We start from the raw sequence: 19,798 nt of genomic DNA on the forward strand, positions 1-19,798 counted from the left end.
TCACGCATGAGTATCCCAACACGCCATTTCGACGCGCTGATCATCGGGGCCGGGGGCGCCGGTCTCAACGCCGCGCTGCAGCTGGCGAGCGCCGACGTGCGCGTCGCCGTGGTCTCCAAGGTCTTCCCGACCCGCTCGCACACCGTCGCCGCGCAGGGTGGCGTCAACGCCGCGCTGGCCAACGTGATGCCCGACTCCTGGCACTGGCACATGTTCGATACCGTCAAGGGGTCGGACTACCTCGGTGACCAGGATGCCATCGAGTTCATGTGTCGCGAGGCCATCCCCACCGTCTACGAGCTGGAACACGCCGGCGTGCCCTTCTCGCGGCTCGACAACGGCAAGATCTATCAGCGCCCCTTCGGTGGTCAGAGCCAGAACTTCGGTGGTGACCAGGCCGCGCGCACCTGTGCCGCGGCCGACCGCACCGGTCACGCCATCCTCCACACCCTCTATCAGCAGAACATCCGTTCGCACACCCACTTCTTCGACGAGTTCTTCGCGCTCGATCTGGTGCGCGATGCCGAGGGCGTGATCTGTGGTGCGCTGGTGCTCGAGATCGAGACCGGCGAGCCGATGCTGATCGAGGCCAAGGCGACGCTGCTCGCCACCGGCGGCTTCGGCCAGGTGTTCCGCACCACCTCCAACGCCCACATCAACACCGGTGACGGCGTGGCGATGGCGCTGCGTGCCGGCATCCCGCTGATGGACATGGAATTCTTCCAGTTCCATCCCACCGGCATCGCCGGCAAGGGGATGCTGATCACCGAGGGGGTGCGCGGCGAGGGCGGCTACCTGATCAACAAGGACGGCGAGCGCTTCATGGAGCGCTACGCCCCGCGCGCCAAGGACCTCGCCAGTCGCGACGTGGTCTCGCGCGCCATCGTCACCGAGGTCAAGGAGGGACGTGGTTGTGGTCCCAAGGGTGACCACGTGCTGCTCAAGGTCGATCATCTCGGCGAGGAGATCATCTCCAAGCGGTTGCCGAGCATCCGCGAGTCGAGCAAGATCTTCGCCGGTGCCGACCCGGTGCGCGAGCCGATCCCGGTCTTCCCCACCGCGCACTACGCCATGGGCGGTATCCCCACCGACCGCTTCGGTCGGGTGGCGGTGCCTGCCGGTCACGGTGCCGAGGAGGTCGTGCCCGGGCTCTACGCCGCCGGTGAGTGTGCCTGTGCCTCGGTGCACGGCGCCAACCGTCTCGGTGGCAACTCGCTGCTCGACATCCTGGTGTTCGGCCGCCTGGCGGGCAAGAACATCATCGACTACGTGCGCGAGAACCCCTATCAGCGCACCACCGATCCGGCCAGCCTGGAACAGGCGATGTCGCGCCTGACCCGCTGGGAGCAGAAGGGCGAGGGCATCCCGGTGTCCAAGCTGCGCGCCGAGTTCCGCAAGTGTATGGAGGACCACGCCGGGGTGTTCCGTACCGAGGAGATCATGACCGAGGGCTACGAGCGTCTCTGCGAGCTGCGTGAACGCCTGCCCGAGGTGCGTCTGCACGACCACTCCAAGGTGTTCAACACCGCGCGCATCGAGGCGCTCGAGCTCGAGAACATGATGGACGTGGGTATGGCGATCGCCGTCTCCGCGCTCAAGCGTCAGGAGAGCCGCGGCGCCCACTCGCGTCCCGACTTCCCCAAGCGTGACGACCAGAACTGGCTCAAGCACAGCCTCTACTATCGCGAGGGCGATCGTCTGGACTACAAGCCGGTGCGCACCAAGCCGCTCACCGTCGAGTCCTTCCCGCCGAAGGAACGGGTGTACTGAGCCCCGTTGCGCGAGGCCTCGGTCGCGGTCCGTCCCCGGATCGCACCGTGGCCCTGGTTGAACCCCATTCAGGCCGGGGTGGCGCGCGCGCCGCGCACCGCCCCGACCCCATCAGGTACCGAGCATGAAAATCAGCGTCTATCGCTATAATCCGGACACCGACGAACGGCCGTGGATGCAGGACTTCGAGGTCGAGCCCTTCCAGGGCATGATGCTTCGCGATGCCCTGCTGGAGATCAAGAAGCAGGACGAGAGCTTCAGCTTCCGTCACTCCTGCGGTGAGGGGGTGTGCGGATCGGATGCCGTCAACGTCAACGGTCGCAACATGTTGGCCTGCGTCACCCCGGTCGCCGAGCTGGGCAAGTCGATCAAGGTGCGTCCGCTGCCGGGTCGCCCGATCATCCGTGACCTGGTCGTCGACATGACCCAGTTCTACGAGCAGTATCGCGCGGTCAAGCCCTATCTGGTGCGCAAGGACCCGCTGCCGGAGCAGGAGATCCTGCAGTCGCCGGCCGATCGCGATAAGCTCGACGGGCTCTACGAGTGCATCCTCTGCGGCTGCTGTTCGACCGCCTGTCCCTCGTTCTGGTGGAACCCGGAGAAGTTCCACGGCCCGGCGGCGCTGTTGCAGTCCTGGCGCTTCCTCGCCGACAGTCGCGACCAGGCCACCGAGGAGCGGCTCGACGCCCTCACCGGTCCCTACAAGCTGTTCCGCTGTCACACCATCATGAACTGCGTCGAGGTCTGCCCCAAGGGCCTGAACCCGACCCGCGCCATCGGTCACATCAAGGACCTGATGCTCGATCAGGGGACCTGATCGGTGCGCGTGCGTCTGGTCCCGGTGGCGTCGTCGCCCTCGGGATCGGCGCACCCGTCCCGGATCCCCCCAGTCCACTGGAGTCCCGACCATGACCGATTCCACCCCTACGCTCGAGCGTCAGCGATTGGCCTGGCAGTGCCGCCGGGGTCTGCTGGAACTCGACGACCTCTTCGCCCGCTTTCTCGAACTCGGCTACGATGAACTCGACGCCGCCGGTCGCGCTGCCTTCCAGCGATTGCTCGGTGCGCAGGATCAGGTCCTCAACGACTGGTTCATGATGGGCGTCGAGGCGCCCGATCCGGAGATCGCCGCCCTGGTGCACCGGATCCGCGCGGTGGTCAGCGCCTATCGCGGCGCCGATCACGGCTGATCCCGATGCAGGCGTCGGCTCCGTCATCCGGAGCCCGCCGATGCCCGCCCCGTCCCCCGCTGCATCGCTCTCGATCCGGCCCCGGCGCTCGCGCCGGTTGCTCACCTGGATCCTCGTCCCCCACCTGCTCGCCGCCAGCCTGGCCCCGGCGCTCGGTCGCTGGGGCTGGGGCCTGGCCGTATTGATCCTGGTCGCGGCGCTCGTCGCGGTGCTCGATCGGGTCCATGCTCGACTGCCCTGGTCGATCGTGGTGGCGCGCTGGGACGCCGACGGTGGCTGGCGGCTGTGGTTGCGCGACGGGCGCGAATTGCACGCGCGCCTCAGTGCGGCGAGCTTCGTGGCGCCCGGCTTGGTGGTGCTGCACTGGCGCATCGGCTGGTTGCGCCGCCGTGCCCTGGTGCTGTTCGCCGACGCCCTCGATGCCGATACCCTGCGTCGTCTGCGGGTGCGGCTGCGCCAGCAGGGGCGAGCTGAGCGGGGCGGGGGAGTGCGCTAGACTGCGCCTCCTGCCCGAGAGAACTTCAGCCCTATAAGGAGATTCACGGATGCGTGTTCTGGTCACCGGCGGTGCCGGTTATATCGGCAGTCATACCTGTGTCGAGCTGCTCGAAGCCGGCATCGAGGTCGTGGTCGTCGACAACCTCAGCAACAGTCGCGAGGTCTCGCTGCAGCGTGTGGCGGAGATCACCGGCCGCGCAGTTGAGTTTCACGCCATCGATCTGCGTGATCGCGCCGCGCTCGCCGCGGTGTTCGCCGCCGCGCCGATCGAGGCGGTGATCCACTTCGCCGGGCTCAAGGCCGTCGGCGAGTCGGTCGAGCAGCCGCTGCGCTACTACGACAACAACCTCGGCGCCACCCTCACGCTCTGTGAGGTGATGGCCGAGGCCGGGGTGCGCGACCTGGTGTTCAGCTCCTCGGCCACCGTCTACGGCGACCCGGAGCGGGTGCCGATCACCGAGGACTTTCCGTGCTCGGCGACCAACCCCTATGGGCGCTCCAAGCTCTTCATCGAGCAGATGCTCGGCGACCTGCATCGTGCCGACCCGCGCTGGAACCTGGCGTTGTTGCGCTACTTCAATCCGGTCGGGGCGCACCCGAGCGGGCGTATCGGCGAGGACCCGCGCGGCATCCCCAACAACCTCATGCCCTATGTCGCCCAGGTCGCGATCGGGCGCCGCCCCCGGCTGCAGGTGTTCGGCGACGATTACCCCACCGCCGATGGCACCGGGGTGCGCGACTACATCCATGTCGTCGACCTCGCGCGCGGTCATCTCGCCGCGCTGCGCCGGTTGCGCGAGGTGCGCCCCGGGGTCGAGGCGATCAACCTCGGCACCGGACGCGGCTACAGCGTGCTGGAGATGGTCGCCGCCTTCGAGCGGGTCAGCGGGCGTGCGGTGCCCTACGAGATCGTCGCCCGCCGTCCCGGCGACATCGCCACCTGTTACGCCGACCCCGGCCGCGCCCGTGCGCTGCTCGACTGGGAGGCCGCGCTCGATATCGACGCCATGGTCGGGGATGCCTGGCGCTGGCAGTCCGACAACCCCGAGGGCTATGCCTGAGGGCGGTCAGCGCCGTGGCGGCCAGGGCCGGGGCCAGGGGCGTGGTGGCCAGGGCTGCGGCGGTGGGCGCATCGGCACCAGCACCTCAATCTGCGGCGGCGGCATGATCAACGGCGGCGGTGCCGGCTGGCGCTGGCTCGGGCGGGTGCTGTAGTGCTTGTCCTGTCGCGGCGCCGGCGCGTCCTCGATCAGCGGGTCCACCCCGGCGATCGCGCTGGGGGCGCCGAGACCGAGCGCCAGTACCACCAGGATCGGGTCAAGTCGCCTTCTCATCCTTCCCCTCCCAGGATCTCCGCCCCCAGCGCCTCCAGGCTCAGCGGGGCGCAACCCTCGGCCTTGTTGTTGACGATCACATAGACCGACTCGCCGGCGTCGAGTGCCGCGCGCGCCAGCCGGGCGATCGCGGCACGGCTGGCCGGGTCGGGATCATGCAGGCGGTCGAAGGGGGCATAGCGCCGGCGTGCGGCCTCGTAGCCGAACCCGGTGTGGAGCATCCAGCGGATCACCACCGGGCCTGGCGGTTGGTCGGCGAAGCATTGCTGTTGCGCGGCGAGGTCGGGGAGGCGCGGGTGCAGGGCATGGACCGGACGGGCGCCGCCGTGACGCAGCGCCTCGGCGAGATCGCGGGTGAGCAGGCCGCGATCGCGCACCTCGACGGCATAGCAGGGGCCCTGCGGCAGGCGGTGGAGGAAGCGGTAGAGCGCCTCGGCGAAGCGGCGTGGTTGCTCGGCGAGGGCGCGCCCGAGCGGTGGGAACTGGAACAGCAGCACCCCGGCGCGGTCGCCGAGCCCCTCGACGAAGGGGGCGACGGCCAGCTCGGTGGTGCGCGTCGGGTCGAGGAAGCCGGGGTTGGCGGCCTGGGGGACCCCGCCGCTGCCACGCTCGAAGGGGTCGGTGATCAGCGCCGGGGCCTTGACCAGGAAGCGGAAGTCGGTTGGCACCTGCTCGGCATAGCCTGCCAGTCGCGTACTCGGCAGTGGCGCGTGATAGCCGCTGTCGACGCCGACGGTGCGATGCCAGGGGTGGGCGGCATAGGCGCCGAGCCCGTGGCGCGAGAGCCGGCTGCTGGTGTGGGTGCCGGCATAGACCAGTCCGTCCCAGCCGGGGAAGGACCAGGACGAGGTGCCGAGGCGCAACCCCGCCGGCAGTGGCCGCGCGGGTCGGGGCCGGGCGGCCGGGGCGACGCTCTCGGCCGCGTTCGGGGCGCCGAACAGGTCGAGCTGCTCGGTCATGGTCTCAGCGCCGTGACAGGCGCACCAGCTCGTCGCCGCGTTGCAGGCCGAGGCTGTAGAGCCCGCCGGCACGGCGTAGCGCTCGCGCCAGGGTGCGCAGTCCGTCGATGCGCACGCCGTTGGCGTTGAGGATGCGATCGCCCTCGCGCAGCCCCGCCGCCCAGGCCGGCGAGTCGGGCTCGACCCTGCCCACCGGCAGCCCGGGGACGCCGCCGCTGCGATCGAAGGCACCGATCAGTGCGCCGGCGAGGGCCTCGTCGATGCGCGCGCCGGGGAGGTAGTCGCGGTAGGGGTCGGCGATCAGCCCGCTCAGGCGCAGCGCGTGGCCGTCGCGGACGATGTCGAGCGCGACCCGGCTGCCGACTCGCAGTACGCCGAAGCGGTTGCGGACGTCGCTGGCGTTGGCGATCGGCTCGTCGTTGACGCCGAGGATGACGTCGCCGACCTGCAGCCCGGCCGCGGCGGCGGCCGAATCGGGCTCGATGCGGGTGACCACGGCGCCGGCACGGCGCTCGAGTCCGAGCGCGGCGGCCAGGGCGTGATCGAGGTTCTGCACCGCCGCGCCGAATTGGCCGCGGCGCATCTCGCCGTGCTCGACGAGCTGGGTCATGATCGCGCGCGCCATGTCCACCGGGATGGCGAAGCCGATGCCGATGTTGCCGCCGCCGGGGGCGAGGATGGCGGTGTTGATGCCGATCAGCTCGCCACGCAGGTTGACCAGGGGGCCGCCGGAGTTGCCGGGGTTGATCGAGGCATCGGTCTGGATGAAGTTCTCGTAGCCCTCGATGCCGAGCCCGGAGCGCCCCAGCCCGCTGACGATCCCCGAGGTCACCGTCTGGCGCAGCCCGAAGGGGTTGCCGATGGCGACCACGAAGTCGCCGACGGCGAGGGCGTCGGCGGCGGCGAAGGGCAGGGCGCTGAGCCCCTCGGCGGGGATCTCCAGCACCGCGATGTCGGTCTCGGGGTCGGTGCCGATCAGGCTGGCCTCGAGCGCGCGCCCGTCCTGCAGGGTGACGCGGATCTGGTCGGCCTTGTCGATGACGTGGTGGTTGGTCAGTACCAGCCCGCGGCGGGCGTCGACGATCACCCCCGAGCCGAGGCTGTTGCTCTCGCGCTTGCGCTCGCGCGGCAGGTCGAAGAAGCGACGGAAGAAGGGGTCGCGCAGCAGCGGGTGGTCGGCGGTCTCGATCTCGGTGACGGTGGAGATGTTGACCACCGCCGGCAGCACCCGCTCGAGCATCGGCGCCAGGCTCGGCAGCGGCTGGCCGTCAATGGCCAGCGGTAGTGCGGCCTGGGGGAGTGGCGCGGCGCAGAGCAGCGCGAGCGCGAGCGCGACACGGGGGAATACGGAGGAACGCCTCATCGGTTGCCTCGAAGTCCTCGGGATACGCGAAGCGGGGGACACACCCGGCCGGGCGCGCCTTGGAGAAACGGCACGGACCGGGCGTGTGCCCGGTCCGTGGTCCGGCTCATGGCCCGGGCGGGCCATCACCGGTGTCAGGCGGCCTCGACCTTATCGGCCCCCTGGTCGGCGAGATAGCGCTCGCCCTCGGCGCCACGGATGGCGATCCTGCGCGGCTTCATCGCCTCGGGGATCTCACGGCGCAGCTCGATGTGGAGCAGGCCGTTCTCCAGTCGTGCATCCAGCACCCGCACGTACTCGGCGAGCTGGAACTTGCGCTCGAAGCTGCGGTTGGCGATCCCGCGATAGAGGTACTCGCCGGGCTCTTCGGCCTGCTCCGGGCGCGATCCCGAGACGGTGAGGATGTTCTCCTTGACCTCGAGCCCGAGGTCCTGCTCGGAGAAGCCGGCCACCGCCATGGTGATGCGGTAGTCGTTTTCGCCGCGCCGTTCGATGTTGTAGGGGGGATAGCCGCCGGGCTCCGAGTGATAGGCGTTCTCGAGCGCGGAGGTCATGCGATCGAAGCCGATCATGGAACGCAGCAGCGGGGAGAAGTCGATGGTCGTCATGTGCATATCCTCTTGGTTGAGCAATATGGGATCGGGCGTTCTGTGGAACCGCCCGGTTCTGGCGTTGCAGACCTCTGATGAGCGCCTGCGTTATGTAAAGTAGGATCAGGTCGTCGGGATGTCAAGAGGGGATGAGTGATTTTTTATGTCAACTCGTCCTCGCTGTCCAGTGACCGGTGCGACGATCATTTGGGGGCCGTTGCCTATTGTTCCAATAGGGCGGGATTCATCCGTCCTGGCGGTCATGGAGACCGTCGACTATGGCGGAGATGGTGTTCGGCCTGGGCACGCTGTCGTGGGGTGTTGATGTTGAGAACCGGCCAGCTGGCGGCATTGTAGACAGCGTGTGCGATCCGGTGTCTGGCCAGCCAGGTGGTGAGTCGCCGTTCACCGCTGTCGAGGTATGCCTCCAGGTCCGTCGCCAGGGCCACTGGTAGGAGTGCGTGCAGCGGTTGCAGGCGGCTCCCGTCGTTGGCGCAGGCGAGCGTGGCGTGCTGTGTCTCCAGCGCCATACGCAGTCGTGCATGTAGGTCGGGCGGCGGTGCCGGGTCGTCGCAGGGCAGGGTGAGGATCCAGTCGGTCGAGACCGCGCGCATCGCCCCGAGGATGCCGGCAAGCGGTCCTGGATAATCGGGGAGGGGGTCGCGGATCACCGGGTGACCATAATCGGCATAGCGCTCGATGTTGCGATTGGCGCAGATCAGCAATCGGTCGACCTGGGGGCGCAGCGCCGTGATCGCCCAGGCGATCAGCGGCCGGCCGGCGACCTCGAGCAGGCCCTTGTCCTGTCCGCCGAGGCGCCGCGCGCGTCCGCCAGCGAGGATGACCCCGGTGACCTCGGGGTGAGTGTGGGGCATGGCTGCTGTCCTTGGATGGAGTCTATGCCGCAACCGGGTGCGCGACCGGCCCGATCGACAACGACGAGGTGTCCATGAGCGCCAGCCGGTCAGCCGCGGGTGGTGCGCCGGTCGCTGGTGGCGGTACGGTGCTGCTGTTGTTGGTGCTGCTGATGGCCGGCCCGGTGTCGGTCGTCGCCGAACCGGTGAGGCTGCAACTGAAGTGGCGCCACCAGTTCCAGTTCGCCGGCTATTACATGGCCGAGCATCTCGGATTCTATCGAGACCGTGGTCTCGAGGTGCAGTTCCTCGAGGGCGGTCCCGCAGTCGACACGATCGCCGCCGTGGTCTCCGGTGGCGCGCACTTCGGGGTCGCGGCCAGTGACCTGCTGCTGGCGCGCCAGCAGGCGCCGGTGGTGGCGCTGGCGCCGATCTTCCAGCACTCCCCCTATGTGTTGCTGACCCTGGACGAGGTCTCATCGCCGGCACGGCTGGCGCGCGCGTCGGTGATGCTCGATACCGGTGCCGCCGAGATCCGCGCGCTCTTCCAGCGCCTCGGGATCGCCGCCACCGCGCTCGAGGTCCGTGATTATCACGATGCCGTCGCCGCCCTCCTCGCCGGCGAGGTCGAGGCCATCGCGGCCTATTCCACCACCGAGCCCTATTGGTTGCGCCGGGCCGGGGTGGAGCCGCGCATGCTCTCGGCGCGCGATCACGGGATCGATCTCTATGGTGACATGCTCTTCACCAGCGCCGCGCTGGTGCGTGACCGGCCGCAGCTGGTACGGGATTTCGTCGCCGCCAGTCTCGCTGGCTGGGAGGCGGCGCTGCGCGACCCGGAGCAGGCGATCGCGCTGATCCTCGCCGAGTACAACACCCAGGGCTTCGATGCCGATTTCTATCGCTTCGAGGCGCGCGAGACCCGGCGCCTGATCCAGCCCGAGGTGATCGAGCTTGGTCACGTCAACCCCAGTCGCTGGCAGCATATCGCCGGTGTCTACGCGGCCTTGGGGATGCTGCCCGAGGACGTTTCGCTCGACGGCTTCGTCTATGCCCCCGAGATCCGCAATATCGACCCCCGCGTGGTGCTGGCGCTGACCGGGGCGCTCCTGGTCGCCGCCCTGCTGGCGCTGTTGAGCTGGCGGGTGCACAGCCTCAACCGGCAGCTGCGCAGCGAGATCGCGCAACGCAAGGCCGATCATCGGCGCCTGGCCGAGAGCGAGGCGCTGCATCGGCTACTCACCGAGAACAGCGGCGATGTGATCTGGATGCTCGACCTCGAGCGCTGGCGCTTCGACTATGTCAGCCCCTCGGTGCAACGCTTGCGTGGCTTCACCCCGGAGGAGGTGATGGCCCAGCCGATCGATGCCTCGCTCACCGCGACCTCGGCGGCGCGATTGCGGCGGCGGTTGGAGGAAGGGGTGCAGCGCCTTGCCGACGGCGACAGCGAGGGGCTGTTTGCCCTCACCGAGATCGAGCAGCCGTGCAAGGACGGCACGACCGTGCGCACCGAGGTGGTGACCTCGTTGCTGCTCGACGCCAGTGGGCGTCCCGCCAAGGTGCTCGGTATCACCCGTGATATCACCGCGCGCAAGACCCTGGAGGCGCGGTTGCGGAGCCGCGCCGTGGCGATCGAGGCCGCCGCCGATGCGGTCGTGATCACCGACCCCGAGGGCTATCTGCTCTACGCCAACCCGGCCTTCACCCGTCAGACCGGCTATCGTCTGGAGCGCGGTGAGCGGTTGCATATGCGGGTACTCAAGAGCGGTCAGCACGACCGGGCCTTCTACGATGCGATGTGGCAGACCATTCGCGCCGGGCGGGTGTGGCGGGGTGAGCTGGTCAACCGACGTCGCGATGGCGAGTGCTACGAGGAGGAGATGACCATCTCGCCGGTGCTCAACGAGCACGATGAGATCGAGCGGTTCATCGCCATCAAGCGCGATATCAGCACCCAGCGGGCGATGGAGCGGGCGTTGCGTGCGGCCAATCAGCGCCTGCGCGAGAACCTCGAGAAGATCGGTGCGCTGCAACGCGAGCTGGCCGAACAGGCGATGCGTGATCCGCTCACCGGGCTCTACAACCGTCGCTATCTCGACGATGCCCTGGGGCGCGAGTTGGCGCGGATGGATCGCGAGTGCGCCACGCTCGTGGTGCTGATGGTCGATATCGATCACTTCAAACGCATCAACGACGGCTGGGGGCATCCGGCCGGGGATCGGGTGCTGAGCGCGCTGGCCGAGATCCTGCGCGAGTGCTTTCGCGAGTTCGACCTGATCTGTCGCTATGGTGGGGAGGAGTTCTTGATCGTGCTGCCCAACACCGATCTCGAGCAGGGCCGGGTGCGCGCCGAGACCTTACGGCGTCGGGTCGGTGCCCAGTCATTCGATCTCGACGAGGGCGGCTCGTCGATCACCCTCTCGATCGGGGTGGCGGCCTTTCCGCGACTGGCCGCCGATCAGGAGACCTTGATCGCCCAGGCCGATGCCGCGCTCTATCGGGCCAAGCACGGGGGTCGCGATCGGGTCGAGGTCGCCGTCCCCGCGTCCGATCACCTGGCCGGCTGAGCGCCGCCGTCGCTCAGCCGCCGCTGTGATTCATGTGGCGCAGGATCCGTGGTGGCTCGACCAGGGAGAAGGCGTGCCCTCGCGGCTTGAGCGCCATCGCCGCGACGATCGCGCGCCTGACCGGTTGGTCGTCGTCGGGGTGCGCGCGCAGCACCCGGCGCAGGTCGACCGAGTGCGTCTGACCGAGGCAGAGCAGCAGCCGGCCGGCGGTGGTCACCCGCACCCGGTTGCACTCGGCGCAGAAGTCGTGGCTGTGGGGCGAGATGAAACCGACCCGGCTGGCGGTGCCGGCGATCAGGAAGTAACGGGCCGGTCCGCCCTCGTGCGCGGTACTGGGGAGCAGGCGGTGATGGCGCTCCAGCGCATTGCGGATCGTCTCGCTCGGGCAGTGTCGCGGGGCGCGCTCGCGCCCCGCGAGTACGCCGAGGGGCATCTCCTCGATGAAGCGGATGTCGATGCCGCGATCGATGGCGAAGGCCACCAGGTCGCAGACCTCGTCGTGGTTGTAGCCGGTGAGGATCACGCTGTTGAGGCTCACCCGCTGGAAACCGGCGGCAAGTGCCGCATCGATACCGGCGAGCGTGGTGTCGAGTCGGCCGCCGCGAGTGAGGTGGTGAAAGCGCGCCGGTCGCAGGGTGTCGAGGCTGATGTTGACGCGTCGCACCCCGGCGCGGACCAGTGCCGGGGCGAGGGGGGCGAGCCGGGTGGCGTTGGTGGTGAGGGTGAGGTCGCGTATCCCCGCTAGCTCGCCGAGACGTTCGAACAACCACAGCGCGTTGCGGCGTACCAAGGGCTCACCCCCGGTGACCCGCACCCGGGTCACGCCCAGCTCGCTGAAGCAGCGCCCCAGTCGGGCGATCTCCTCGAGCGTGAGCAATTGCGCGCGCGGCAGGAATCGCTGGCGCTCGGGCATGCAGTAGAGGCAGCGCAGGTTACAGCGGTCGGTGATCGAGAGCCGGACGTAGTCGATGCGCCGCCCGAAGGGATCGATGAGCATGGCGCGTTCGGTGGTCTCGGGCGGGTGCGATCGGTTCATGCGGCCCTCCTCGTGGATCCGACACCCCTCATAGCGGGGCGGGGCTACTGTTGCAGCTCACGGCGTGTACGGCAACCCAGCCATTTGGGGGATTGATGTGTGCTGCCGAGGGTGCTTCTCGGCGATCGGCGCGCGCCGTCGTGCCCGGGTCTCGCTCGTGTGCCTTTGACGAGTGGATCGGTGCCTTGCCTCGGCAAGGCGTCGGGATGGTCTGCGGTTTGCAGACGGCGTGGCCGCACGCGTTGACGGTTGCGCCAGCCTTACTCTAGCCTCGATCGGTTTGTGTGCCCCGCACGGGGCGATCCAGTCACGCGAGTGGCGCGCGTGGAACGCAGCAGAGCAGGTGACTCACTCTATGTCAGATTCCTTCAAGTCGGCGATGCAGGAGGCCGCGCGTCTTACCCAGGCCGGACGAGTGGCCGAGGCGACCGTATTGGTTCAGCGCGCCATGGGGTTGGTCGGGGACGATGCGCCACGGGTGATCGAGGCCGAGTCTCAGCGGGTCGAACGCACGCCCACCACAGCGGTGGCAGGGCGCTGGATCGAGAACACCTTCGCCAATGCCGCCGGCGCGCGCCGCTATCGACTCTACCTGCCCGAGTGCGCCGATGGCCTGGTGGTGATGTTGCACGGTTGCGGCCAGGGCCCGGAGGACTTCGCCGCCGGCACCCGGATGCATCAGTATGCCGCCGCCGAGGGGCTGGCGACGCTCTATCCGGCGCAGAGCGTGGAGGCCAATGGTGCCAGTTGCTGGAACTGGTACGAGCCGGCCGATCAGGGACGCGACCGCGGCGAGTGCGCCATCCTCGCGGGGATGACCGAGGCGGTGATGATGGCCCACGGACTCGATGACCGCCGGACCTATGTCGCTGGACTCTCGGCCGGGGGGGCGATGGCCGCGACCCTGGCGGCGGCCTACCCGGAGCGCTATGTCGCGCTCGGGGTGCACTCGGGACTGCCCGCCGGCTGTGCCCATGACCTGATCTCGGCGATGACGGTGATGCGCCAAGGGGCCTCGCCGCCGGTGCACGGGCCGGTATCGGCCTGCCCGAGTATCATCTTCCATGGCGATCGCGATACCCGTGTCAGTCCAGCCAATGCCCTGGCGCTGATCGCCCAGGCCCGCGCCGGGGTGATGACGGGCTCGGTCGAGATCGAGCGCGGTCGCGCCGCGGCCGGGCTGGCCTTCAGCCGGACCCGCTATCCGGCGACGGGGGAGCGCGCCGAGGCCGAGCTGTGGTTGGTGCACGGCGCCGGTCATGGCTGGTCGGGAGGTGTCGCTGGGGCCAGTTACACCGAGCCGCGTGGCCCCGATGCCAGTGTCGAGATGCTCCGCTTCTTCCTCGCGCACGCGCGCTGAGTACCGCCGACGACCGCAGCGGTTGGTGGTGCGTGGTCTCGTGCCGCGAGGCGTGCCAAAATTTCGGCTGCCGAGCCCCATCCTCGGTGGGCCGTCGGCAGTCCCAGCCAGGTCGGCGCCGGTTCGTCTCCGGCGTCCACCCCCGCAAATCGCAAGAGGATTCCAACCTTGACTCAATCATCCGACTTCCAGCGCTATGGCCTGGTCGCCCAGGCCTTTCACTGGGCCATCGCCATCCTGCTGCTTGGCCTCTTCCTCAGCAACGCCATGCGTGAGATCACCCCGCGCGAGTCCGAGCTGCGGATGATGTGGCTGAACCTGCACATGTCGCTCGGCATCCTGGTCTTCGGCCTGACCCTGGCGCGCATCGCCTGGCGCCGCCTGGTGCCGCCGCCGGCGTTGCTCGACGCCCCGGCCTGGAGCCGCGCCGCGGCCACCCTGGGCCACCTGCTGCTCAACCTCGCCACCCTGCTGGTGCCGATCTCGGGCTATCTGCGCATCGCCTCCAAGGATCTGCCGGCCGATTTCTTCGGTACCGCCGTTCCCTCGCTGATCGGTGAGATGCCGGCGGTGCACGACTTTGCCAAGGTGTGGGGTCATGGCGAGCTGATGGAGCTGTGCTTCTATGCACTCATCGCCCTGCACGTGCTCGCCGCGCTCTGGCACCAGTACATCCGGCGCGATAACGGGCTGCATCGCATGCTGCCCTGGTAAGGGGCGGACTCGTCTCGGGGTGTCTCAGTGGCTCGCGCGCAGCAGCACGTCGAGCGCGGCGAGGCGCTCCGGGGTGCCGATGTCGAACCAGCGGCCGCGATGGTGCAGTCCGCCGACCCGATCGGCGGCCATCGCCGCGCGCAGTAGGGGGGCGAGGCGGAAGGCGCCCTCGGGCTGGTCGGCGAACAGCGCCGGGTGATAGAGCCCGATCCCGGCGAAGGTCAGGCGCGGTGCGCCGGTCGTACGCACCCGTCCATGATCGAGTACGAAGTCGCCCTCGGGATGGTGCAGCGGGTTGTCGACCAGTGCGAGCTGTGCCAGGTCACCCGGGGTGAGGCGCAGCGCGCCTGGTTCGAGATCGCACCAGACATCGCCGTTGACCACCAGGAAGGGGTCGTCGCCGAGCAATGGCAGGGCGCGGCGGATGCCGCCGCCGGTCTCCAAGGCCGTCTCCTCGGGCGAATAGCGGATTTCCACCCCGAAGCGATGGCCGTCGCCGAGTGCCTGCTCGATCTGCTCGCCGAGATGGGCGTGGTTGATCACCAGCTTGCGGACGCCGGCGGTGGCCAGGCGCTCGATGTGGTGGACGATCAGCGGTCGATCGTCTGCCACGAGCAGCGGCTTGGGGGTGTGGTCGGTCAGTGGGCGCATGCGGGTGCCGCGCCCGGCGGCGAGGATCATCGCCTTCATCGTTGGTGACACTCCTGGAAGATACGTTGCTCGCAGTTGGCGCAGACGCGCTTGTCGAGCTTCTGGTAGATGGCGTGGATGGCCGCGGTCTTGGACTGGAAGACGTTGCGTGCCTCGGTGTCGTCGAAGCAGCCGTAGCGCTCGAGCGCATCCCACAGCCCTTGTTTGACGTGGATCAGATACATGCCGCCGCCGTTGGCGCGCCGCCGCCGTGCCTCCAGCAACAGCGCCTGTCCTCCCTGGTAATCGACGAAGTTGATGCCGGTGCAGACCAGCGCCAGATGTTTGCGCTCCGGGTGCTGGTGGCGCAGCTGCTCGAAGGCCTGTTCGACATGCGCCACCGAGCCAAAGAACAGCGACCCATCGACGCGCATGATGTGCAGCTGCGGGCAGCGCGGCAGCTCCGGATCGCTGGAGAAGGCGCGGTGGGCCAGGCGCGGGTCGGGAACACGGGTATGGATCAGCGGTTTGGAGGTGCGATCGAGATAGAGCACCAGCGACAGCAGCACCCCGGCGAAGATCGCGAACTCCAATTCGAGCAGGATCGCCGAGAAGAAGGTGACGGCGAGCACTGCGGTCTCGCGCCTGGAGGCGTGGAGGATATGACGGATCTCGGCGCGATCGATCAGTCCCCAGGCGACCAGGAACAACACCCCGGCCATCGCCGCCTTGGGTAGATAGCTCGCCAGCGGCGCCACCAGCACCACGATCACCATCAGCAGCACGCCGGCGAGGATCGCCGCCAGCGGGGTGCGCGCGCCGGCCTCGTAGTTGACCGCGCTGCGGTTGAACGAGCCGGTGGCGACATAGCCGGAGAAGAAGGAGCCGGCGATGTTCGACAACCCCTGGCCGATGAACTCCTGGTTGCCGTCGATGCGATAGCCGCCGCGCGCGGCCAGCGCCCGCCCGATCGATACCGCCTCGGTGAGCGCGAACAGGGTCACCGCCAGCGCCACCGGCGCCAGTTCGCGGATGTGGTCGAGGGTCAGCGAAGGCGCCGAGAGCGGCGGCAAGGTCGAGGGTAGGGCGCCGACGGTGACGATGCCGGTGCGCGCTGCGCCGAACAGCTGATCGAGCCCCAACGCTACCAGGCTGCCGCCGAGCATGGCCGCGATCATGAAAGGAATGCGTGGTAGCCAGCGGCGGCAGGCCAGCCCGAGCAGCACGGTGGCGAGACCGACGATGGTGGCAGCGGGGTTGATCTCGGGCAGATGGCGGGCGAACTCGAAGAGGATCTCGTGGAGGTGACCGCTGCTGTCCATTTCGATGCCGAAGAAGTGCTTGAGCTGCTTGGCAGCGATCAGCACCGCGGCGGCGGCGGTGAAGCCGATCACCACCGAGTGCGAGATGAAGTTGACCAGCGCACCCATGCGCGCGAGTCCGAGCGCCAGCTCCAGCACCCCGACCATCAAGGTCAGGGTCAGCGCCAGGGCGACATAGTCCGGCGTGCCCGGCACCGCCATCACCGAGAGCGAGGAGAACACCACCACCGAGGCGGCGGTGGTCGGCCCCGAGACTAGGTGGCGCGAGGAGCCGAACAGCGCGGCGATGATTGCCGGCACCATGCCGGCGTAGAGCCCGTACTCCGGCGGCATCCCGGCGATGGTGGCGAAGGCCACGCCCTGGGGGAGCACCACGATAGCGCCGGTGAGCGCGGCGACGAGATCGGCGCGCAGTTCGGCCGGGCTGACGCCGGGGAGCCAAGCCATGAAGGGCGCCAACCAGGACCAGCGAGAGGGCGGGGATGGGGGCATCGGCGGGACCTCGGGTGACGGTTGGCGGGGCGGGGCGCTCGGGGGTGAACGCCCCGGTGGCGGGCTCGTGCTGCATTCTAAGTGAGTGCCGTGGCGATGAAAAATTGCCCCCGGCGCGGTCGGCCTCTGGCGGGTGTTTGGGTGTGAGCGCTGCCCGTGCTAGCCTCGTCATTCCTGTCACCGTCGTTCAGCGAGAGTCCCCGCCCCCATGTCCGATGCCGTCGTCGCCCTGCCGCCTGAGCAGGTCCTGGCCCGTCTGTTGCCGTTGCTCGAACGGCTCTATCGCGACACCGCCGACTATCGCGCGCGCTGCGACGAGGCCCAGTGCTGGTACGACCGTGGCTATGCCGACGGGATGCGGGCGGCACTCGGCGCGCTCGGTCACGGCGCGGCGCTCGCCGCACGTCCGTTGCCCGAGGTCGAGCCGCTGGCGCCGACCGAGCGGGTGACGCCCTGGGGTCGAGCCCATGCCCACGGGGTCGAGGTCGGCGGGCGCGAGACCCGCGACGTGCTGGGAGGTGCCTGAGATGTTCAAGATCGTCTCCTTCAACATCAATGGTATCCGCGCCCGTCAGCACCAGCTCGAGGCGCTCAGAGACGCGCATGACCCCGACATCGTCGGGGTGCAGGAGTGCAAGGTCGCCGACGAGCAGTTCCCGCGCGCGGCGGTCGAGGGGTTGGGGTATCACGCCCGCTTCCACGGCCAGAAGGGACACTATGGCGTCGCCCTGCTCAGCAAGGCCGAGCCGCTGGCGGTGGTCAAGGGGCTGCCGGGCGACGCCCCGGACGCCCAGCGGCGGCTGATCACCGGACGCTACGCGCTGTCTGACGGCACCCCGATCACGGTCATCAACGGCTACTTCCCGCAGGGCGAGTCGCGCGATCACCCGCTGAAGTTTCCGGCCAAGCAGCGCTTCTATGCCGGGCTGCTCGACTATCTGCGCGGCCAGTTCTCGCCGGCTGACCTGGTGGTGGTGCTCGGCGACATGAACGTCGCCCCCTCGGACCTCGACATCGGCATCGGCGCCGACAACGCCAAGCGCTGGCTGCGCAGCGGTAAGTGCAGCTTCCTGCCCGAGGAGCGCGAGTGGCACCGTGCCCTTACCGACTGGGGGCTCCACGACGCCCACCGCGTGCTCCATCCTGCCAGTGCCGATACCTTCAGTTGGTTCGACTATCGCTCGCGCGGCTTCGAGCGCGACCCCAGGCGCGGACTGCGTATCGACCAGCTGCTGGTGACCGCGCCCTTGCGCGAACGCCTGATCGAGACCGGCATCGACTACCAGATCCGCGCCATGGAGAAGCCCTCCGACCACTGCCCGGTCTGGGCGAGCTTCGAGGGCTAGAGGCGGTCGGTCGCTTTCAGCCGCCAGGAATTTGAACCGCGAAGGCGCGAAGGGCGCAAAGTGAGCGCTGTGTGATGTCGGCGTGAGGCCATGGACGGCGCGAGTCTGCACCCACTGGTGGCTGATCGCTGACGGCTGACGGCTGACGGCTGACGGCTGACGGCTGACGGCTTATTCCCCTTTGCGCCTTCGCGGTTCAATCTTGGCCGCTGGCCGCCCCTGCGCGGTTCAATCCCCTGGCGGTCGGCGCCGCAACCGATTGTCAGGCCGTCGGGCGCGGCCTAAACTCGTGCGGGTCTCGACCAACTCTTCGCTTCCTCAGGCCACTCCAGGATGATCCGACAGCAACCGATCGGCGTATTCGACTCCGGCGTCGGCGGGCTGTCGGTGCTGCGCGAGATCCGGCGCGAGCTGCCCGGGGAGGACCTACTCTATGTCGCCGACTCCGCCCACGCCCCCTATGGCGACAAGCCGACCGAGACGATCGAGGCCCGCTCGCTGGCGGTCGCCGAGTTCCTGATCGGGCAGGGGGCGAAGGCGATCGTGATCGCCTGCAACACTGCCACCGGGGTGGCGGCGCGGGTGCTGCGGGCGCGTCATGCGCTGCCGGTGGTGGCGATGGAGCCGGCGGTCAAACCCGCCGCCGCGCGCACCCGCAGTGGTCGTGTCGGCGTGCTCGCCACCCGTCAGACTCTGGCCAGCGCTAACTTCGCACGGCTGCGTGCCCGTGTCGCTGAGCAGGCCGAGGTCCTCCCCCAACCCTGTCCCGGGCTGGTCGAGCGCATCGAGCAGGGGGATCTCGACGGTCCGCTGACCCGTGCCCTGCTCGAGGGCTACTTGGCGCCGTTGCTCGAGCGAGGTGTCGATACCCTGGTGCTCGGCTGCACCCACTATCCGCACCTGCGCCCGCTGATCGAACGCCTCGCCGGGTCGGAGGTCGCGGTACTCGACTCCGGGGCCGGTGTGGCGCGTCAGGTACGCCGCCGGCTCGCCGAGGCCGCTCTGCTTGCCCCGCCCGGTCGGGTCGGCGGCGAGCGCTTCTGGACCAGTGGCGAGCTGGCGCGGGTCGCTCCCCTGGTCGCGCGTCTGTGGCCGGGTGCGCCGCCGTTGGCGTCGTTGCCGGAGCCGATCGAATCGGGTGTCGCGCTGCTGCGCGAGGGGGCTTGAGCGCGACCAATCACCCAACCCCTGGTTTCAGTTGGGGTTGTTTCGGGCTCCTCCTTTCTGGAGTTGAATCCTGCGCTTCGGGTCCTTCAGGTCGGGCCGTGGTCGATGGCGCGATGGATCGTCTCCAACACGACGTCGGTCTCGTTCAGGGCCTGACGGCTGTCGAATCGCAGCACGGTCAGACCGATATCGGCCAGCGCCTGATCGCGTCTCGCATCCTTGGCCCTGTGCTCGGGGACTTGGTGCTGACCGCCGTCGATCTCGATCACCAGTGCGGCCTTGGGGCAGTAGAAATCGACGATGAAGCCGAGCAGCGGTTTTTGTCGGTAGAACTGCAGACCGTGGACCTGTTTGCGACGCAGCCGCTGCCAGAGCGCCTGTTCGGCCTCGGTCATGTTGCTGCGGAGGTGACGGGAGAAGGGCTTGAGCGACTTGTTGTAGGGTTGCAAGCTCGACCTTCCTGCCCCTTAGCTGAATAAGGCGTCAGTTCATGGCCTGTGGAGAAGGTGGTTGCTCGTCGCGTGAAATCCAGTTTTGTGTTGATGCTCGGAGGTTGAGGGGATGGTCGGGGGTATCCTTACTTTTTTGATGGGAAATCCCCCCTAA

General features: G+C 68.7%; 20 protein-coding genes. 11 read left to right on the plus strand and 9 right to left on the minus strand.

Annotated elements, in window-relative coordinates; genetic code table 11:
* Positions 1–6 precede the first annotated feature (6 nt).
* From sdhA to galE, 5 genes are all read left to right on the plus strand, one after another.
* Complete coding sequence (sdhA, locus tag HF203_RS10790) at positions 7–1,770, plus strand: succinate dehydrogenase flavoprotein subunit (RefSeq protein ID WP_168669528.1); 1,764 nt, start codon at positions 7–9, stop codon at positions 1,768–1,770.
* A gap of 124 nt (positions 1,771–1,894) precedes the next feature.
* Positions 1,895–2,587, plus strand: coding sequence for a succinate dehydrogenase iron-sulfur subunit (locus HF203_RS10795; RefSeq protein ID WP_168669530.1), 693 nt, complete (start codon positions 1,895–1,897; stop codon positions 2,585–2,587).
* Positions 2,588–2,678: 91 nt separating this feature from the next.
* A complete protein-coding gene (locus HF203_RS10800) occupies positions 2,679–2,960 on the plus strand; it encodes an FAD assembly factor SdhE (RefSeq protein WP_168669532.1) in 282 nt (93 codons plus the stop codon).
* 40 nt (positions 2,961–3,000) lie between these two features.
* Positions 3,001–3,456, plus strand: a complete 456-nt coding sequence (locus HF203_RS10805; RefSeq protein WP_168669534.1) for a protein YgfX — start codon at positions 3,001–3,003, stop codon at positions 3,454–3,456.
* A gap of 49 nt (positions 3,457–3,505) precedes the next feature.
* On the plus strand, positions 3,506–4,519 hold the full coding sequence (gene galE / locus HF203_RS10810) for a UDP-glucose 4-epimerase GalE (protein ID WP_168669536.1): 1,014 nt from the start codon (positions 3,506–3,508) through the stop codon (positions 4,517–4,519).
* 6 nt (positions 4,520–4,525) lie between these two features.
* Here galE and HF203_RS10815 read toward each other — a convergent pair whose 3' ends face one another.
* From HF203_RS10815 to mobA, 5 genes are all read right to left on the minus strand, one after another.
* On the minus strand, positions 4,526–4,792 hold the full coding sequence (locus HF203_RS10815) for a hypothetical protein (RefSeq protein ID WP_168669538.1): 267 nt from the start codon (positions 4,790–4,792) through the stop codon (positions 4,526–4,528).
* Positions 4,789–5,751 (minus strand): DUF72 domain-containing protein, encoded by a 963-nt coding sequence (locus HF203_RS10820; protein WP_168669540.1) that lies wholly within the window; start codon positions 5,749–5,751, stop codon positions 4,789–4,791. The genes HF203_RS10815 and HF203_RS10820 overlap by 4 nt, the downstream gene beginning before the upstream one ends.
* A gap of 4 nt (positions 5,752–5,755) precedes the next feature.
* Positions 5,756–7,114 (minus strand): Do family serine endopeptidase, encoded by a 1,359-nt coding sequence (locus HF203_RS10825; protein ID WP_168669543.1) that lies wholly within the window; start codon positions 7,112–7,114, stop codon positions 5,756–5,758.
* Positions 7,115–7,248: 134 nt separating this feature from the next.
* Positions 7,249–7,722, minus strand: coding sequence for an Hsp20 family protein (locus HF203_RS10830; RefSeq protein ID WP_168669545.1), 474 nt, complete (start codon positions 7,720–7,722; stop codon positions 7,249–7,251).
* A 242-nt stretch (positions 7,723–7,964) separates the two neighbouring features.
* A complete protein-coding gene (mobA, locus tag HF203_RS10835; RefSeq protein ID WP_168669547.1) occupies positions 7,965–8,579 on the minus strand; it encodes a molybdenum cofactor guanylyltransferase MobA in 615 nt (204 codons plus the stop codon).
* 74 nt (positions 8,580–8,653) lie between these two features.
* Between mobA and HF203_RS10840 the strand changes: the two genes are divergently transcribed.
* The gene (locus HF203_RS10840) at positions 8,654–11,125 is read left to right on the plus strand and encodes a diguanylate cyclase (RefSeq protein WP_246221742.1); all 2,472 of its coding nucleotides are present in this window, start codon (positions 8,654–8,656) and stop codon (positions 11,123–11,125) included.
* Positions 11,126–11,138: 13 nt separating this feature from the next.
* Here HF203_RS10840 and moaA read toward each other — a convergent pair whose 3' ends face one another.
* A complete protein-coding gene (gene moaA / locus HF203_RS10845; protein WP_168669549.1) occupies positions 11,139–12,161 on the minus strand; it encodes a GTP 3',8-cyclase MoaA in 1,023 nt (340 codons plus the stop codon).
* Positions 12,162–12,516: 355 nt separating this feature from the next.
* Here moaA and HF203_RS10850 point away from each other — a divergent pair, with 355 nt between their 5' ends.
* Both HF203_RS10850 and HF203_RS10855 read left to right on the plus strand, forming a co-directional pair.
* Positions 12,517–13,521 carry an extracellular catalytic domain type 1 short-chain-length polyhydroxyalkanoate depolymerase gene (locus HF203_RS10850; protein ID WP_168669551.1) on the plus strand — a complete coding sequence of 335 codons (1,005 nt, stop codon included), beginning with the start codon at positions 12,517–12,519 and terminating at the stop codon, positions 13,519–13,521.
* A 168-nt stretch (positions 13,522–13,689) separates the two neighbouring features.
* The gene (locus tag HF203_RS10855) at positions 13,690–14,235 is read left to right on the plus strand and encodes a cytochrome b (RefSeq protein WP_168669553.1); all 546 of its coding nucleotides are present in this window, start codon (positions 13,690–13,692) and stop codon (positions 14,233–14,235) included.
* 24 nt (positions 14,236–14,259) lie between these two features.
* On the opposite strand, the gene murU is transcribed toward HF203_RS10855, so the two are convergent.
* Together murU and HF203_RS10865 are read right to left on the minus strand one after the other, a co-directional pair.
* Entirely contained in the window at positions 14,260–14,925 is a 666-nt protein-coding gene (murU, locus tag HF203_RS10860) for an N-acetylmuramate alpha-1-phosphate uridylyltransferase MurU (protein ID WP_168669555.1), read from the minus strand.
* Positions 14,922–16,679, minus strand: coding sequence for a SulP family inorganic anion transporter (locus HF203_RS10865; RefSeq protein WP_168669557.1), 1,758 nt, complete (start codon positions 16,677–16,679; stop codon positions 14,922–14,924). The genes murU and HF203_RS10865 overlap by 4 nt, the downstream gene beginning before the upstream one ends.
* Positions 16,680–16,887: 208 nt before the next feature.
* Here HF203_RS10865 and HF203_RS10870 point away from each other — a divergent pair, with 208 nt between their 5' ends.
* The 3 genes from HF203_RS10870 to murI all read left to right on the plus strand — a co-directional run bounded on the left by HF203_RS10870 (position 16,888) and on the right by murI (position 19,192).
* Positions 16,888–17,205: a hypothetical protein gene (locus HF203_RS10870; RefSeq protein ID WP_168669559.1), complete on the plus strand. Its 318-nt coding sequence runs from the start codon at positions 16,888–16,890 to the stop codon at positions 17,203–17,205.
* Between the two features lies 1 nt (position 17,206).
* A complete protein-coding gene (xthA, locus tag HF203_RS10875; RefSeq protein ID WP_168669561.1) occupies positions 17,207–18,025 on the plus strand; it encodes an exodeoxyribonuclease III in 819 nt (272 codons plus the stop codon).
* Positions 18,026–18,358: 333 nt separating this feature from the next.
* Positions 18,359–19,192: a glutamate racemase gene (gene murI, locus HF203_RS10880; protein ID WP_168669563.1), complete on the plus strand. Its 834-nt coding sequence runs from the start codon at positions 18,359–18,361 to the stop codon at positions 19,190–19,192.
* A gap of 86 nt (positions 19,193–19,278) precedes the next feature.
* Here murI and HF203_RS10885 read toward each other — a convergent pair whose 3' ends face one another.
* Complete coding sequence (locus HF203_RS10885; protein ID WP_062275670.1) at positions 19,279–19,641, minus strand: endonuclease domain-containing protein; 363 nt, start codon at positions 19,639–19,641, stop codon at positions 19,279–19,281.
* Between the last annotated feature and the right edge of the window lie 157 nt (positions 19,642–19,798).

It is taken from the genome of Marichromatium bheemlicum, from assembly GCF_012276755.1.
Lineage (GTDB): Bacteria > Pseudomonadota > Gammaproteobacteria > Chromatiales > Chromatiaceae > Marichromatium > Marichromatium bheemlicum.

Coding starts and splice junctions, on each gene's coding strand:
- HF203_RS10865 (WP_168669557.1), bottom strand. CDS start 16,679: ATGCCCCCATCCCCGCCCTCTCGCTGGTCCTGGTTGGCGCCCTTCATG.
- HF203_RS10830 (WP_168669545.1), bottom strand. CDS start 7,722: ATGACGACCATCGACTTCTCCCCGCTGCTGCGTTCCATGATCGGCTTC.
- HF203_RS10840 (WP_246221742.1), top strand. CDS start 8,654: ATGAGCGCCAGCCGGTCAGCCGCGGGTGGTGCGCCGGTCGCTGGTGGC.
- HF203_RS10795 (WP_168669530.1), top strand. CDS start 1,895: ATGAAAATCAGCGTCTATCGCTATAATCCGGACACCGACGAACGGCCG.
- HF203_RS10800 (WP_168669532.1), top strand. CDS start 2,679: ATGACCGATTCCACCCCTACGCTCGAGCGTCAGCGATTGGCCTGGCAG.
- murI (WP_168669563.1), top strand. CDS start 18,359: ATGATCCGACAGCAACCGATCGGCGTATTCGACTCCGGCGTCGGCGGG.
- HF203_RS10870 (WP_168669559.1), top strand. CDS start 16,888: ATGTCCGATGCCGTCGTCGCCCTGCCGCCTGAGCAGGTCCTGGCCCGT.
- mobA (WP_168669547.1), bottom strand. CDS start 8,579: ATGCCCCACACTCACCCCGAGGTCACCGGGGTCATCCTCGCTGGCGGA.
- HF203_RS10825 (WP_168669543.1), bottom strand. CDS start 7,114: ATGAGGCGTTCCTCCGTATTCCCCCGTGTCGCGCTCGCGCTCGCGCTG.
- HF203_RS10820 (WP_168669540.1), bottom strand. CDS start 5,751: ATGACCGAGCAGCTCGACCTGTTCGGCGCCCCGAACGCGGCCGAGAGC.
- HF203_RS10805 (WP_168669534.1), top strand. CDS start 3,001: ATGCCCGCCCCGTCCCCCGCTGCATCGCTCTCGATCCGGCCCCGGCGC.
- sdhA (WP_168669528.1), top strand. CDS start 7: ATGAGTATCCCAACACGCCATTTCGACGCGCTGATCATCGGGGCCGGG.
- HF203_RS10815 (WP_168669538.1), bottom strand. CDS start 4,792: ATGAGAAGGCGACTTGACCCGATCCTGGTGGTACTGGCGCTCGGTCTC.
- murU (WP_168669555.1), bottom strand. CDS start 14,925: ATGAAGGCGATGATCCTCGCCGCCGGGCGCGGCACCCGCATGCGCCCA.
- moaA (WP_168669549.1), bottom strand. CDS start 12,161: ATGAACCGATCGCACCCGCCCGAGACCACCGAACGCGCCATGCTCATC.
- xthA (WP_168669561.1), top strand. CDS start 17,207: ATGTTCAAGATCGTCTCCTTCAACATCAATGGTATCCGCGCCCGTCAG.
- galE (WP_168669536.1), top strand. CDS start 3,506: ATGCGTGTTCTGGTCACCGGCGGTGCCGGTTATATCGGCAGTCATACC.
- HF203_RS10850 (WP_168669551.1), top strand. CDS start 12,517: ATGTCAGATTCCTTCAAGTCGGCGATGCAGGAGGCCGCGCGTCTTACC.